The following is a 14,811-nucleotide window of genomic DNA, read 5'->3' as shown; positions in this document are numbered from 1 at the left end:
CGAGGGGATGCCGACGACCCTCGTTCCCCCGAAACGAGGCCGATGAGCGCCGGCAGATAGAGGTCCGCGGCGGCACGGGTGTCGTTCGCATCGCCAGAGGCAGGGATTAAGCGGCGGATTGCGGCGACTTTGCGGTGCGCCGCAGCGCTGCCGCGCCGCAGCATCAGAGGCGGTAACGCGCCGCGTCGCGAGAAAGGTTCGGGTTGTAATAGGGATCGGCGCGCAGGTCCGCGCCCCAGCGTTCCTGCATCACCCGGACCTCGCGCTCGAAGCGTTCCCGCTTCTCCGGCGTATCCTCCGCCCCCCGGCTCTTCGATTCGTGGTGAATCAACCGGGCGTGGGGCGTCCAGACATTGCGATAACCTTGGGCGCGCAACCGCAGACAGAGATCCACGTCGTTGAAGGCGACCGTGAGCCCATCGGCATCGAAGCCGCCGCTCTCCGCGAAAACCTCCGCCCGGAGGAGCAGGCAGGCGCCGGTCACGGCCGAGACTTCCTGGGTCAGCACCATCCGGGCGAAGTAACCGGGATCGTCTTCGGGCAGGCCGGGATGGCTGTGGCCGGCCACGCCACCGATACCAAGCACGATGCCGCCATGCTGGAGCGTGCGGTCCGGGTAGAGAAGCTTGGCGCCCACCGCGCCGATATCGGGGGTGAGCGCGATGGATACCATCTCCCGCAGCCAGCCGGGCTCGATCACTTCGATGTCGTTGTTCAGGAACAGGAGGAGCGTGCCCCGCGCCGCCGCCGCGCCGCGGTTGGAGAGGTCCGAGAAGTTGAACGCCCCCGGCACCGGCAGGATGCGGACGCGCGGCTCGTATATCGAGAGGCGCGCGAAGAGGTCGCGCGTGCGCGCCTCCCGACTCTCGTTGTCGACCACGATGACCTCGACGGCCGGGTAGTCCGTCGCCTCGAGCACGCCCGCGAGGGCCACGGCGAGCAGCTCCGCCCGGTCCCGGGTCGGGACGATGACCGAGACCAGGGGCGCGGGCTCCGGCACCGGGCGCACCAGCCGGTTGAATCCGAGCGGCCCCCGGGTGGCGGTCGCCCCCAGGGGCGCGGCGACCTCCGCCAGGGCGCGCAGCCGGGCCAGCTCGGTCCGCTCCAGGGCCCGGTCGGAGAAGGTCCCCGAGCCGCCGGCCGCGCGCCAGTGGTAGAGCACCCGCGGGATGTGGCGGATGCGCTCGGGCGCGAGCCGGGCCGTGACCCGCAGCAGGAGATCGTGGTCCTGGCTGCCCTCGAAGCCGGGACGCAGGCCGCCGGCGGCCCGGATCGCCTCGGCGCGGATCACCGTCAGGTGATTGATGTAGTTCTGGCCGTAGAGCAGCTCGCGGTCGAAGTCCGACTTGAAGTGCGGCTCGAAGCGGCGCCCGCGGGCGTCGATCTTGTCCTCGTCGCTGTAGATCAGCACGAGGTCGGGCGCGGCGCGGATCGCGGCCGCCACGTGGTAGAGGGCGCTCTCGGCCAGCACGTCGTCGTGGTCGAGGAAGGCCACGAAGGCCCCGCCGGCCTGGGCGAGGGCGTCGTTGGTGGCGCGGGCGATGTGGCCGTTCTCCGGGCGCCGCAGGACGCGGATGCGCGGGTCCTGCCCGGCGTGGCGGGCGAGCAGGCGCGGGATCGCCGGATCGGTCGAGGCATCGTCGACGATGCAGAGCTCCCAGTTCGGATAGAGCTGGGCGCGGACCGACCGGATGGCGGCCTCCAGGACGCGCGGGGCGGGGTCGTGGACCGGCATCACCACCGAGATCCGCGGCGGATCGGTCCAGGCCGCGACCGCGTCGCGGATGCGGCGCCGGTCCGCCTCGGTCAGGGTGTCGAACCGGGCGATCCAGGCCGCGTAGCCGGTCTCGGCCCGGTCGTGCAGCGCGCGCAGGAGCAGGGCGCGCCCGCGCACCTTCAGGCCGAGGGCACGCCAGTACACGGCGCGGGCGGCGAGGACCGGGCTCCGGCGCAGGGCCCGGGCGACGAGGCCGAGGCGCCGGCCCCGCCGGATCGTGAAGCCGTCGAGCTGGAAGGGCGTCTCGCGGGCGAGGGGGGCCAGCCGTAGGGCGAGCAGGCCCTCGGGCAGGCGGCCCGTCCAGGCGAAGCGATCCCCGCCCTCCGCCTCCTCGGACAGGGCCATCAGCCTGGGCGCCCCGTCCGGCCCGGCGAACCGGGCGCTGAGCACCAGCCGGCAGACGCCGCCGCTCCCGACGTCCCGGAAGCGGATCGTCGCCCAGGTGCCGCCGAGCCCGGCCTCCCCGAGGTCGAGGTCCAGAGCGGGGCCGTCGGCCGTGAAGGGCCGCCGCGCCGGCCCCGTGCGGGTGCCGCGCCCGCGCAGACGGGGGAGGAGGGCCGTGAGCGGCGGCGCGGACATGGTCAGGCGTTCCATCTCTTGCGCCCACTCCTGCGCCCATTCTTGCGCCCATGATCCGGGCGCACCGAATCCCCGCTGGGGCGGGCGCGCATCCCGGGGCCGAGGCGGATCGGCTCCGGCCGGGGTCCGGCGAAGGCGCGCACCGGTCCCGGGGCGACACGGTCGGACCGCCCGGGCCGGGCCGGATCGCCCCGCCCCCGTCGGCCCGTGTCCCGATCGCGCCCGTCGATGACCCGCATGCCCCGCCCGCTGCCCCGTCGCCCGGTCGCGCGGGACGGCCGACCGGATTGTCGCGTGTCGCCACCCCACCGGGCCAGGGGGGCCTTAGCGCATTTCGAACGCCCGCGCAGCGCCGACGCACGAACCGGCGGCCGCCCGGGACGCGGCCGCATATTCGCCGCATGAGAGCCCTTGCGCCCCTCAAAACCCCAGGCTATAGCCCCCTCCACCGGCGGCCGAGCGGCCCCGGTGAGGGCGCGTAGCTCAGCGGGAGAGCACTACCTTGACATGGTAGGGGTCACAGGTTCGATCCCTGTCGCGCCCACCATTTTTCCTAACGGGATGAATGGTTCACGAAAGGCGGCCCTCGGGCCGCCTTCGTCGTTTCCGAGGTGTGCGGATACCTCGACGACCCGCCGGCATCGACAACGCGCGACGATCGACAGATCCTCGATTGCGATGCGCGACAGTAGCACGAGCCCTCAATGTCATACGGATCGCTCGAACTGACCTACGCGCAACCGTTCGCAGAGAGCCTGATCGCCGATCCGGCATTTCGCGCTTGGGTGCTGCGTCGAACCAAGTTCGCGGCATTTGCAGACGAGGCATCGCTGCTGCACGACGAGATGCGGATGCGGCGGACCTGGATTGGCTCCTCCGTGCGAGGCTCGCCGGACATGGGTTCGCCCTGCGGCTGCCCCCTGTGATCCCAGCCTCGGCCGTAGAGGTGCCTGAAGAGTGTCGCGTAGCACGCGCGTTTGTACGAGAGGACCCGCAGCTTGGTCTCCTTGTCCTTCACCCGGCTTTCGTCGATCGTGAAGAGCCGGCCGTTCACCAGAATTTCGCGAAAAGTCTTGCGAAGCTGCCGGAGGACTTCTGAGCGGCGTCCGATCAAGAGATGGCCGAAGACATTGAGAGCTTAAGCTCTGGCGTTTCTCGCCGAGATGTCGAGATGTCTCGCAGGCGTAAAAACAGATAGCCGCAACGTCCTTCCTACAGGAGACCCATGGTGGGGGTTCTCGCCACAGAAAGGAGCCACGGCTTGGCATCTGATGAGCTTGAACAACGCAAGAAACTGATCGCGAACGAGAGCACCAAGCTCGTGGCGAACGCGCTGGATCGCGCCTCCACAGCCTGCCTGACGGTCGGGGTCTTTGGCCCGATCGTCGCCACCCTATATGGAGTCGGGGCGACGACATCGGGCGCGCACGGTGTTACCCTTGTGCTCGGGAGCGCGCTCTGGTTGGCAGCGTCCGGTTCGCTCCACTGGATGGCGCGTCGCACGTTGAGGAGGCTCAAATGACAGGTCTGTGGGTCTACGCCTACGTCGTGCTCCCTCTCGTCGTGATCGGGATGGGCTATGCCGCCATGCGTTTGAACGAGCGGGCCGAATAGGCGGCCGGCATGACCGAGAGGTGACCACCGCCGCGATAGCCGTTGCCTTGCCGAACGGTTACGCCGGGACAGGCGCCCTGGCCCTCATCGGCCCGCCCGCCATCCCCCTGCTGTTCGCGGGGTTCTATCTCTTCCTCGTCCGCGGGAGCGCCGCACGTGTGGACCGGCGAATCGCCGTGGCTCGCGACCGTCGCCCCTGACATGCCGCGCCGGCGAAGGCTTGGTCGTCGCGCCGACCCCTCGACGCCTGAGGCAGAGGCCCTCGACCGTTGTCGTCGCGATGCGGGCAGCCGAAATCGGGGCCAGCCCTGAGCGGCGGCAGACGACGGGAGCTTTCGTCCGGCACAGATCCGCATCAGTTCGCATCGACGCCCGAACAACATCGGTGCGATGCGCGGATCTCTACATGAGACGCCACCACGATGACGATCCATCGACAGATTGATTTGCAGAACATCTTTATCAAGACGGAGATGCAGTCGATTAATTAAACTTTAACCATAAATCCATTAATCCTGCTCCCGATACGGACCTTCCAGACTTTCAGGCGCCGGGGGACATGGCGACACCGGCACATCTTTTGGGACGCCAGGCCCTCCGGATCGGCCTCGTGCTCGGCCTCCTGGCCGAGGCGGTGGCCGGGACCGGCGCCCGGGCGGCCGATGCCGGCCTCGTGTTCTCGGATTCCGGGCGCCCGGAATCCGGCGTGGTCCCGCCCGATGCCCTCGCGGCCGCTCCGTCGGCGCGGAGCGCCCCGCTGGTCCAGCGCGGCAGCGACCGCTTCATCGGCGGCGAGGCGGTGGTCGCCGGTCCGCTGCCCGGCGGCCCGGTCAGCCTCAACCTCGTCGAGGTGCCGATCCCGGTGGCGGCCCAGGCGGTGCTCGCCCAGACCCTGCGCTGGAACTACACGATCGACGAGCGCGTCACCGGCACCGTGACCCTGCAGACCGCCGGCGCCGTGCGGCGCGAGACCCTGCTGGCGATGTTCGAATCCGCCCTCGCGGCCCGGGGCGCCGCCCTGCGCCGGCGCGGCGCCACGGTGGAGATCGTGCCCAGCGGCGGCCCGCCCGGCATCCTGCCGGTCCGCAGCGTGCCGGACCTCGCCGGGGAGCCCGGCGCCCGGGCCCAGGCGATTCCCCTGCGCTGGATCTCCGCCGCGGAGATGCAGGCGATCCTCTCCGCCGTGGCGCCCCGCGACGTGATCCTGCGGGCGGACAAGACCCGCAACATGCTGATCCTGTCCGGCGACCGCGCCCAGATCCAGGCCCTGCGCGAGACCATCGCGGTGTTCGACGTCGACTGGATGAGCGGCATGTCCACGGCGATGATCCCGGTGCGCAGCGCCAATCCCGCGGCCCTCGCCCGGGACCTCGTCCAGATCTTCGGCAGCGAGACCGCCGGCACCGGCGACATCATCCGGTTCGTGCCCAACGAGGCCCTCGGCGCCATCCTGGTGGTGAGCGCGCGGGCGGCCTATCTCGACCGCGCCCGCGCCTGGATCGCCCGCCTGGAAACCATGGCGGCCGAGCGCGAGCGCCAGCTCTTCGTCTACCGGATCCAGAATCGCTCGGCCCGGGAACTCGCCATCGTCCTGCAGGGCGTCGTCGCGGCCGAGACCGGGGTGAGCGCCGCGATCAGCAGCACCTTCGGCGCCTATGGCGGCGGCGGCGCCTTCGGCCCGGGCGCCGGCGGCTTCGGCGACGCCAGCGGTTCGGGGGCCGGCGCCGGGTTCGGCCTGCCCGGCGCGGGCGGGATGGGAACCGGAAGCATGGGCTCGGGGGGCATGGGCTCGGGCGGTATGGGCTCGGCGAGTCTGAACGCGGGCGGCGGGAACGGGGCCGGCTACGGCATGGGGTCCGGAGGCGTGGGGTCCGGAGGCATGGGGTCCGGCGGTCTGGGCTCGGGAGGCATGAATTCCGGAGGCATGAATTCCGGAGGCATGAATCCCGGAGGCATGGGTGCGGATGCCGGCTTCGGCGTCGGCGCGGGGGCGGGCGGCTTCGATCCCGGCGGACAGGGCGGGATGCAGGCCGGCGCCTACGGGGCCGGGGCGATGCCGCCCGGGATGGCCGCCGCGACCGCCGGCCCGCGCCGCGACCAGATCGGCATCATGCCGGACGAGGCCAACAACAGCCTCGTCATCTCGGCCACCCGCAACCAGTACGACAAGATCCTCAAGATCCTCGCCCGCCTCGACGCGATGCCGACGCAGGTGCTGCTGGAGACGATCATCGCCGAGGTCACGCTCAACGACGAGCTGCGCTTCGGCGTGCAGTGGTTCCTCAAGAACGGCGGCCAGGGCCAGTTCAACCTCGCGCCCGCGAACACCGTCGCGGCGATGGCCACGGGGGGCACCGCCGGGCTGGTGGCGGCCGCCACCCGGGGCGTGCCGGGCTTCAACTACCTCCTCAACGCCACCGACTTCAACGTCGTGGTCAACGCCCTCCAGGGCGTCACGCGGGTGAACGTGATCTCCTCGCCCAACCTCACCGTGATGGACAACCGCACGGCCAAGCTCCAGGTCGGCGACCAGGTGCCGATCGTGAAGCAGACGGGGCAGAGCGCCCTGGCGGCGGGGGCGCCGATCCTCAACCAGATCGAGATGAAGGACACCGGCGTCATCCTCTCGGTGACGCCGCGGGTGAACAAGAACGGCCTCGTGGTGCTCGACATCAACCAGGAGGTCAGCGACGTGGTGCCGACCACCACCTCCTCGATCAACTCGCCGACGATCCGCCAGCGCCGGGTGGCCACCAGCATCGCCGTGCAGGACGGCCACAGCCTCGCCATCGGCGGCCTGGTGCAGGAGAAGGCGCTGATCACCAACGAGAGCCTGCCGGTGCTGGGCGACCTGCCGCTGATCGGGCCGGCCTTCCGCAACCGGGTCGACAGTCGGGTGCGCACCGAGCTGATCATCTTCATCCGCCCGCGCGTCATCCGCGGCACCGCGGATGCCGACCGCATCAGCCAGGATTTTCGCGAGCAGGTCCGGGCGATGATGCCGGTGCGCCCCGTGCCGGCCCCCCGGCCGCTCGCCGCCACGCCCGATGGGCCGCCGGGCATCTTGCGCCGCGCGATGGACTGAGCCGGGGCGCGGCCGTCGCGAGGGCCCGGGCGTCCTTCGCCGGGCTGCCGCGGCGCCAGGGGCCGACCCTTCGCGGAGCCCGGCGAAGGCCCGCCTCCCGGCCGCCCGGTGGAGACAGACCGGCGACCGTGATGGGGATCAAGCTGCCACACCCCCCTGCCATCGCGCCCGGCCGGGAATCGGAGTACGAACAACCATCACTGGCTTCGGTCCCGGCCGCCAGTGCCTGAGAGTAGAGAGTGCTCCCGCCCTGAATTCGCGGAGCACGTTCGTGTCAGACACCAAGCCTTTGGCGATCCTCCTGGCGGAGGCCGACTCGATCGTCAGTATGGTCACCGCCGACATGCTGACGGATCTTGGTTATCAGGCCTTGGAAGTCCGTACCGCCGCCGAAGCGCTGGCGGTGCTTCGAGGACCGGCCAACGTGCGGATGCTGATCACCGGGCGCAGCATCGTGGGCGATGGCGTTGCCCTCGCCCACCTCGTTCACCACCGTTGGCCCGGGATCGCCATCATCGTCACCTCCGGAGCCGGGGCCGACCTTCAGCGCGCCTTGCCGCCGGGGACGCGCCTGCTCAGCAAGCCGTACAAGTTGGCGGACCTTCTCCAGGAGGTGGAGGCGGGTCTCGGACAGGTGCGGGACGAGCCCTCGGCCGCCCCCATCGTGCCGAGCGGCGTCCCGCCCCATCGGGGATTGGACCTGGGTCACGGCGTCGGCGCCATTGCCGCTCCCTCGACCGAGCCGGACAAGACCTGACCGCGATCGCCGCGACGGTCCGTCGGTGACCCGCGCCGGCGTCGCGCCTCCGGGCTCAGGGGCCTGATCGACAGGCCCGAAGCCCGCGAACCGCCATGGATCGACAGCCGGACGTCTGCCTCCCGGCGAACGTCCGGGGGCCGGTCACCCCCCGTCCCGCACCGTCACCCCGTCAGCCGTTGCGTCTCGACGCGCGCGTCGTCCGCTCAGCGCCCGGGCGGGTCGATCGCGATGCGCCGCACCGGTGCGGCGGCGCGCGGCGGAACCGGGGCGGCCTCGGGCCGGGGCGGGGCTTCGCCGGGGCCGAGGCTCGGGCGCAGGCCCGGGACGGCCGGTCCCGGATGGCGCGGCGGCGGGCGCAGGGCGACCGGGGCGCCGAGATAGGCGAGGGTGTAGTGGCGGCCGGCATCCGCCACCACCACCGCCTCGGGGTCCACCGAGACGAGGCGCCAGGCGCCCTGTCCCTCGCCGGGGGCGAGCCAGGCCGGGGCGCCGGTGCCGTCCGCCACGAGGGCGCGGCGCGCACCGGCCTCGATGAGGATGCCCCGCACCGACAGCATCGTCGGCGGCGACGCCTCGGCGGTGAGATCCGCCCGGCTGCCCCGCGCCGTCCAGGGCCGGCGCTCCGGGTCGAACAGGGGTGCGGCCACGGCCGCGCCGGTCTCGGCCGCCGCGAGGGCGGCGAGGTCGAGGGGCGGCGGGCCGGGCGGCGCCGGCGGCGCGGAAGCGTCCACCGGCCAGAGCCCGGCGGCCAGGCCGGCGAGCCCGGTCAGGCCGAGAAGCCCGAGGCAGGCCGGGTGGATCGTCCGGACCGAGGCCGGGATGCGGCTCATCGCGGGGCCTCCGCGGCCTCGGCCGGGGCCGCCGCGAGGGCGCCGCGCAGGGCCAGCGAGAGCCGCATCACCGTGGGGCCGCCGGTCTCGGGATCGGCCGGGCGCAGGGCCGACAGGTCGGCGCTCTCGACCACGGCCAGGGGAGCCTGGGTCTCCAGGGCGAGGAGGAGGCCGTGCAGGCCCTCCGCGGTGCCGCGCAGGGCGGCGGCGAGGCGCGGCGCGGTCGGCCGGTCGGCGTCGCGCTCGAGGCGGGTCTCGTCGAGGAGGACGGCGCGGTCCGCCGCGAGTCCGTCGAGCCGGGTCCGGAAGGCGGCCAGGAGCGCCGCCTCGTCCGTCCCCCAGAGGGGCGCGGGCGGGGCCGGCCGGTCCGCCGCCGCGCGGGTGCGGGCGAGGAGCGCCCGGCTGCCGGCGATCTGTTCGCCCGCGTCGCGGATCTCGCCCCAGGCCTGCGCCAGGAGCCCGGTGCCGGCAGCCGCGGCGAGGCCGAGGAGCAGCAGGGCACCGAGGCGGCCGCGCAGGAGGCCGGGCAGGTCGCGGGTCATCGGCGTTTCCGGATCATGGGGAGCACCGCATCAGGGACGCAGCCGCGTCGGGCCGCCGGCGGGGTCGGTCCAGGGGCGCGTCAGCAGACCGATGACGAGGCGCCCGGTCGCGGCGTCCTGCTCGCGCACGGCCACGGGGCCGAGGCCGGGCGCGGTCCGCAGGGCCCGCAGGGTGCCGTCGAGGTCGGAGGTCCGCAGGGTCGCGCTCGCGCCCTCCGGCCCGAGATGCAGGGTCTCGGCGAAGGCGCCCGCCGGCAGGGCTCCGGCCAGGGCGGACCAGAGGAGGGCGAGCGGCGGGCGGGCCGCGCGCTCCGCCGCCAGCGCGCCGGCCAGGGCTTGGACCGGCGGCGCGAGCCGCGGCGGGGCGGACCGGCGCGCCGCGAAGGTGGCGGTCTCCAGGGCGCCGAGGGTCGCCTCCTGGTGCGCGCGCCAGAGCCCGAAGGCCGCGAGCGCGAGGAGGCCCGCCAGGGCGAGGGCGGCGCCGTCGCCCCAGGTCAGGCCCCGCAGCAGGCGCGGGATCGGGCGGCGGCCGCCGCTGAGGAGGTCCACCGGCAGCGCCCGGTCCTCGGACGGGCCGACGCCGACGGCCTCGACCTGCAGCCCGGCCCGGGCCAGCACGGCCAGGATCGGGTCGAGGCGGGCGCGCTTGAGCACGACGTGGCGCACCCGCAGGCCGGTCTCGTCCTCGCCCTCGACGAACCAGTCGGCATGGATGCCCGCCACCCGGAACGGCGTCGCCGCCTCGAGTTCCTGGGCCAGCACCTCCCGCATCCGGGGCAGGGCGGCGGCCGGCAGGTGCAGGCTGCGCAGGAAGCAGGCGGCCGGATCGACCAGGACGGCGACCGAGACGGCTTTCCGCCCGGTGCCCCGGATCGCCGCGAGGCGCTCGGACAGGTCGTCGCTCCCGGCGGCCAGGGTGTAGCGCCGGGGCGGCGCGCTGCGCCGGTCGATCAGGACGAGGTCCTGGTCCGCGCCGGGGGGTCCGAGATGCAGGGCGAGGTCGCTGCGGGCCGGCGCGGGGCTGGCCTCGGCCCCCACCACGCCACCGAGTTCCGCGGCCCACCAGGCCAGGGCCGCCTCGATCCTCTGCCCGGCCTCGGCCAGGCCGGCGACGTATCCGCTCAACGGAGCCTCCGGAATCGGCCGCGCGGGGCGGGGCGGCGAGACGCAATCTTTACCGTTGCGGTGGTTTCATTTGCCTTAAGTCGCGCGGGTCGCCGGCCGCCCGCCTCAACCTGCCGTGGAACCGGACCTCCCGCATGCTCTCGATCTGGGCCGCCAAGAGCCGTCCGCGCCAGCCGCGGCCCGACCGCCGCGCCCCGGGCCGCGACGGCACCGACGCCGCCCGCGACTTCCTCGACTACCTGGTGCGGACCCAGGCCCTCGACGCCGCCGGCCTCGACCAGGCGCTGGCCGCCCTCGACCGGCCGGGCCGCCGGCCCCTGCCGGTGCTGCTGACCGAGAGCGGCCTCCTGCACGAGGCCACCCTGGTGACGGCGCTGGCCGACGCCACCGGCCTCGGCATCCTGCGCGAGGACGAGGTCCCGGCCCAGCCCGTGCGGCCCGATGTCATCGACGGGGACTACGCCGCCCGGGCGCGCATCCTGCCCCTGTCCGACCGGGACGGGGACCTCGCGGTCGCGGTGGTCGACCCCTTCGACGCCGAGACGCCGGCCGCGCTCGCCCACCTCACCGACCGGCGGATCGCGCTGCGCCTCGTCGGCCCCGGCGCCTTCGAGCGGGCGCACCGGGCCGTCTACGGCGACGGCGAGGCGGAGGACGCCGACGGCGCGGTCCTCGACGGCGACCTCGCCCGGCTGCAGGACGTGGCGAGCCAGGCCCCGATCGTGCGCCTCGCCGCGCGGCTGGTGCGCAAGGCCTTCGAGCTCTCGGCCTCGGACATCCACATCGAGGCCGAGGAGGCGGATGTCCGGGTGCGCTACCGGGTCGACGGGGTCCTGGTGGAATCCGAGCGCCTGGCGAAGTCGGTCCAGCTCGCGCTGACCACCCGCATCAAGATCCTGGCCGGCCTCAACATCGCCGAGCGGCGCCTGCCCCAGGACGGGCGCATGCAGGTGGCCGACCGCGGCCACGACATCGACCTGCGCATCTCGACCCTGCCCACCGCCCACGGCGAGAGCGTGGTGATGCGCGTCCTCGACGGCTCGCGCCGGGTGGAGGACTTTGCCGGGCTCGGCTTCGACGGGGCCGCCATCGCCGAGATCGACGCGATGACGCGCCGGCCCAACGGCCTCGTCCTCGTCACCGGCCCCACCGGCAGCGGCAAGACCACGACCCTCTACGCCGCCCTGCGGCGGATCAACGGCAGCCATCTCAAGGTCGTCACCGTCGAGGACCCGGTGGAGTACCGGATGCCGGGGGTGAACCAGGTCCAGGCCCATCCGGGCATCGGGCTCGACTTCGCCGCCGCCCTGCGCTCGATCCTGCGCCAGGACCCGGACGTGGTCATGGTCGGCGAGATCCGCGACGCCGAGACCGCCCGCATCGCCGTCCAGGCCTCGCTCACCGGCCACCTCGTGATCTCGACCCTGCACACCAACTCGGCCCCCGCCACGGTGACGCGCCTCGTCGACATGGGCGTCGAGCCCTTCCTCATCGCCGCGACCCTGAACGGCGTCGTCGCCCAGCGCCTGGTGCGTCGGGTCTGCGCCGCCTGCGCCACCGAGGATGCCGCGACCCCGCAGGAGCGTATCCGCCTCGGCCACCCGGCCGAGGGCCCGCCCCTGCGCCTGCGCCGGGCCTGCGGCTGCCCGGCCTGCAACGGCTCGGGCTATCGCGGGCGCAGCGTCGTCTCCGAGGTGATGACCCTCGACGCGGAGCTGCGCGCCCTGATCTGCGCCGGGGCCGACGAGGGCGCCCTCACGGCCCGCGCCCGGGCCGCCGGCATGGCGACCCTGGCCGAGACCGCCCGGGCCAGGGTGCTGGCCGGCGAGACCACCCTCGAGGAGATCGGCCGGGTGTTCGAGGGGCAGATCTTCAAGGACCGGGTCTGATGCCGGCCTTCAGCTACCGGGCCTACGACCCGGCCGGGCGGGTGCGCACCGGGCGGATCGAGGCGCGGGGGCGCGAACGGGCGGTGGCGGACCTGCGCGCCGACGGCCTGCGGGTCTTTTCCATCGCGCCCGCCGCGGCGGGGGGCGTGCCATTCTGGAAGCGCGACCTGTTCGGGCGCGACCGCGTCGACGACGGCGCCCGCATCGGCTTCCTCAAGGAGTTCGGCACCCTGCTGGGCGCCGGGCTCACCGTCGACCAGGCCCTGCGCCTCGTACAGCGCCAGGCCTCGGCGGCGCTGAAGCCCGTCCTCGGCGATCTCCTCGAACGGGTGGTGGCGGGCGCCTCCCTCTCGAAGGCGATGGCGGCCCATCCGGCGGCCTTCCCGCGCGACATGGTCGATGCGGTGCGCGCCGGCGAAGCCACCGGCACCCTGGTCGACGTCATCGCGAGCCTGACCGAATCGCTGGCCCGGCGCGACGCGGTGCGGCGCCACCTCTCCTCGGCCATGGTCTATCCGAGCCTGCTGCTGCTGATGGCGCTCGGCACCGTGGCGATGGTGGTGGGCGTCCTCGTGCCCGCCCTCGCGCCGATGTTCGAGGGCACCGGCCGGCCGCCGCCCTTCGCGATCCGCGCCGCCGGGGCCCTCGGCGACGGCCTCGCCGCCTGGTGGCCCCACCTTCTGGCCGGCACGGCCCTGCTGGCCCTCCTCCTCGCCCGGCGCTGGAACCATCCCGGCTTCGCGGCGGCGCGCAGCCGCTGGGCCCTGCGGCTGCCGCTGGTGCGCGAGATCGTGGTCGGGGCCGAACTCGGCCGGCTCTGCCGGGTGATGGGCACCCTCCTGAACGCGGCGGTTCCGATTCCCGAGGCGGTGGCGGCGACCCGGCCCCTGGCGCGCAACCACCTGTTCCGGGCCGCCCTCGACCAGGCCGCCCGCCGGCTGACGGAGGGCGCGAGCCTCGCCTCCGGCCTCGCGCTGCTGCGCCCGCACGCGCCCTCGACCCTCAACCTCATCGCCAGCGGCGAGCAGGTGAACCGCCTCGGCCCGGTGCTGATCCACGCCGCCGAGATGCACGAGACCCGGACCCGGGAGCGCATCGACCGCCTGCTCGCCCTGCTCACCCCCCTCGTCACCGTGATCCTCGGCGGCGTGATCGGCGGCCTGATCATGTCGGTGATGGGCGCGATCCTGAGCGTGGGCGAGCTCGCGCAGTGACGCGCGCGGTCAGCGGCGGTCCCGGCCGGGAAGGCAATCTTTACCCGCCCGCCCTAGGGTTGCACCGGAACGACGACGGGGGCGAGGGTCCATGAGCGAGACGCGCACGGCAGCGCCGGCGGCACCGGGAGAGGAGGGATTCTCCCTGGTCGAACTGCTCGTGGTCCTGGCGATCATCGGCATGATCGCCACCATGGTGACGCCGCAGGTGCTCGGCTATCTCGGCCGGGCCAAGGGCGACGCCGCCAAGGTGCAGGCCAAGAACATCGCCCGCTCGGTGGAACTCTACTACCTCGATGCCGGCAGCTATCCCAATCCGCGCCAGGGGCTCGCCGCCCTGGTCTCGCCCCCCGGCGGCGTCAACTGGCAGGGCCCCTACGTGCGCGACGCCAAGGGCCTGACCGATCCCTGGGGCCGGCCCTACCTCTACCGCAGCCCGGGGCTCTCGGGCGCCCCCTTCGAGGTCTACACCCTCGGCCGCGACGGCCAGCCCGGCGGCACCGGCGAGGACGCCGACGCGTCGAGCAACTGATGGCGCGCGGCGGCGGGGAGGGCGGCTTCAGCCTCGTGGAGATGCTCGCGGTGCTGGCGATCCTGGCCCTGGCCGCGATCTCCGCCGGTCCCGCCCTCGACGCCGTGCTGCCGGCCCGCCGCCTGGAGCGCAGCGCCGAGACCCTGCGGGCGGAGATCGACCTCCTGCGCGGGGAGGCCCTGCGCACCGGCCGCACCACGCGCCTTGCCTTCGAGCCCGCCGCCAACCGCTTCCTCAGTTCCCGCCCCGGCGCGGCGCCGATAACGGTGGAGGCCGCCGTGCGGGTCGACGTCCCGCGCGGCAAGCACGATACGCCGGGCGAGATCCGTTTCCGGCCCGACGGCAGCGCCAGCGGCGGCCGCATTACCCTGGCGCGCGGACGCGCCGGCCAGGTCCTCGTGGTCGGCAGCCTGATCGGCCTCGCCCATCGGATGGAGGCCAGGCCGTGAGCGCCCGCGCCGAGGGCCAGGCGCGCCGGGCGGGTCAGGAGGGCTTCACCCTGGTGGAGGTGCTGGTGGCCTTCGCCCTGGTGGCGCTCGGCCTCGTCCTCTCCCTCCAGGTCGGCGGCAGCACCGGCGCGGGCCTCGGCCGGGTCGCGGCGGCCGAGATCGCGGCGGACGAGGCGGAGGGGATCGTCGCCCTGCGGGTGGCCGCCGGCCTGCGCCCCGGCCTGGAGCGGGGCACCTTCTCCAACGGCGAGCCCTGGACCCTGAGCGTCGGCGAGATCGGCCCGGGCCTCGGCTGGTCGCGCCTGCCGCCCCTGTGGCGGGTGCGCCTGACCCGCGGCGGCCCGGACGGGCGGCCCGTCTACGTCACCCTGGTGGCGAGCGGTTACGGTGGCTGAGCCGGCCCCCGCCCTCGCCC

The 14,811-nt window shown here is 73.9% G+C and carries 13 protein-coding genes and 1 tRNA gene; 10 read left to right on the top strand and 4 right to left on the bottom strand.

From position 1 onward, the window contains the following. Positions 1-163: 163 nt before the first annotated feature. Entirely contained in the window at positions 164-2,371 is a 2,208-nt protein-coding gene (locus tag AC3WLN_RS09905) for a glycosyltransferase family 2 protein (protein ID WP_492480836.1), read from the bottom strand. Between the two features lie 457 nt (positions 2,372-2,828). Here AC3WLN_RS09905 and AC3WLN_RS09900 point away from each other — a divergent pair. The 5 genes from AC3WLN_RS09900 to AC3WLN_RS09880 all read left to right on the top strand — a co-directional run bounded on the left by AC3WLN_RS09900 (position 2,829) and on the right by AC3WLN_RS09880 (position 7,812). Further along, positions 2,829-2,903: transfer RNA gene (locus AC3WLN_RS09900), tRNA-Val, on the top strand. A gap of 157 nt (positions 2,904-3,060) precedes the next feature. Then, a complete protein-coding gene (locus tag AC3WLN_RS09895) occupies positions 3,061-3,282 on the top strand; it encodes a hypothetical protein (RefSeq protein WP_492480835.1) in 222 nt (73 codons plus the stop codon). Positions 3,283-3,617: 335 nt separating this feature from the next. Next, positions 3,618-3,878, top strand: a complete 261-nt coding sequence (locus AC3WLN_RS09890; protein ID WP_492480834.1) for a hypothetical protein — start codon at positions 3,618-3,620, stop codon at positions 3,876-3,878. A gap of 651 nt (positions 3,879-4,529) precedes the next feature. After that, positions 4,530-7,055, top strand: coding sequence for a type II secretion system secretin GspD (gene gspD, locus AC3WLN_RS09885; RefSeq protein WP_492480833.1), 2,526 nt, complete (start codon positions 4,530-4,532; stop codon positions 7,053-7,055). Positions 7,056-7,344: 289 nt separating this feature from the next. Further along, on the top strand, positions 7,345-7,812 hold the full coding sequence (locus AC3WLN_RS09880; RefSeq protein WP_492480832.1) for a response regulator: 468 nt from the start codon (positions 7,345-7,347) through the stop codon (positions 7,810-7,812). 206 nt (positions 7,813-8,018) lie between these two features. On the opposite strand, the gene AC3WLN_RS09875 is transcribed toward AC3WLN_RS09880, so the two are convergent. Genes AC3WLN_RS09875 through AC3WLN_RS09865 form a run of 3 tightly spaced genes read right to left on the bottom strand, consistent with a single transcriptional unit; the run spans position 8,019 to position 10,312 of the window. Beyond that, the gene (locus AC3WLN_RS09875; RefSeq protein ID WP_492480831.1) at positions 8,019-8,645 is read right to left on the bottom strand and encodes a hypothetical protein; all 627 of its coding nucleotides are present in this window, start codon (positions 8,643-8,645) and stop codon (positions 8,019-8,021) included. After that, positions 8,642-9,187: a GspMb/PilO family protein gene (locus AC3WLN_RS09870; protein ID WP_492480830.1), complete on the bottom strand. Its 546-nt coding sequence runs from the start codon at positions 9,185-9,187 to the stop codon at positions 8,642-8,644. Before AC3WLN_RS09870 ends, AC3WLN_RS09875 begins: the two co-directional genes overlap by 4 nt. A gap of 30 nt (positions 9,188-9,217) precedes the next feature. Beyond that, positions 9,218-10,312: a type IV pilus biogenesis protein PilM gene (locus tag AC3WLN_RS09865; RefSeq protein ID WP_492480829.1), complete on the bottom strand. Its 1,095-nt coding sequence runs from the start codon at positions 10,310-10,312 to the stop codon at positions 9,218-9,220. A 134-nt stretch (positions 10,313-10,446) separates the two neighbouring features. Between AC3WLN_RS09865 and AC3WLN_RS09860 the strand changes: the two genes are divergently transcribed. From AC3WLN_RS09860 to AC3WLN_RS09840, 5 genes are all read left to right on the top strand, one after another. After that, positions 10,447-12,201 carry a GspE/PulE family protein gene (locus AC3WLN_RS09860; RefSeq protein ID WP_492480828.1) on the top strand — a complete coding sequence of 585 codons (1,755 nt, stop codon included), beginning with the start codon at positions 10,447-10,449 and terminating at the stop codon, positions 12,199-12,201. Further along, entirely contained in the window at positions 12,201-13,415 is a 1,215-nt protein-coding gene (locus AC3WLN_RS09855; RefSeq protein ID WP_492480827.1) for a type II secretion system F family protein, read from the top strand. The genes AC3WLN_RS09860 and AC3WLN_RS09855 overlap by 1 nt, the downstream gene beginning before the upstream one ends. 91 nt (positions 13,416-13,506) lie before the next feature. Beyond that, positions 13,507-13,947 carry a type II secretion system major pseudopilin GspG gene (gene gspG / locus AC3WLN_RS09850; RefSeq protein ID WP_492480826.1) on the top strand — a complete coding sequence of 147 codons (441 nt, stop codon included), beginning with the start codon at positions 13,507-13,509 and terminating at the stop codon, positions 13,945-13,947. Continuing rightward, positions 13,947-14,396, top strand: coding sequence for a GspH/FimT family pseudopilin (locus AC3WLN_RS09845; RefSeq protein WP_492480825.1), 450 nt, complete (start codon positions 13,947-13,949; stop codon positions 14,394-14,396). The genes gspG and AC3WLN_RS09845 overlap by 1 nt, the downstream gene beginning before the upstream one ends. Next, positions 14,393-14,791 (top strand): type IV pilus modification PilV family protein, encoded by a 399-nt coding sequence (locus AC3WLN_RS09840; protein WP_492480824.1) that lies wholly within the window; start codon positions 14,393-14,395, stop codon positions 14,789-14,791. The genes AC3WLN_RS09845 and AC3WLN_RS09840 overlap by 4 nt, the downstream gene beginning before the upstream one ends. The last annotated feature ends 20 nt before the right edge of the window (positions 14,792-14,811 follow it).

The sequence above is a fragment of the Methylobacterium sp. FW306-05-D genome, assembly GCF_058782155.1.
The sequence above is the reverse complement of the archived record's forward strand: the minus strand, read 5'-3'. Positions and strand labels throughout refer to the sequence as shown.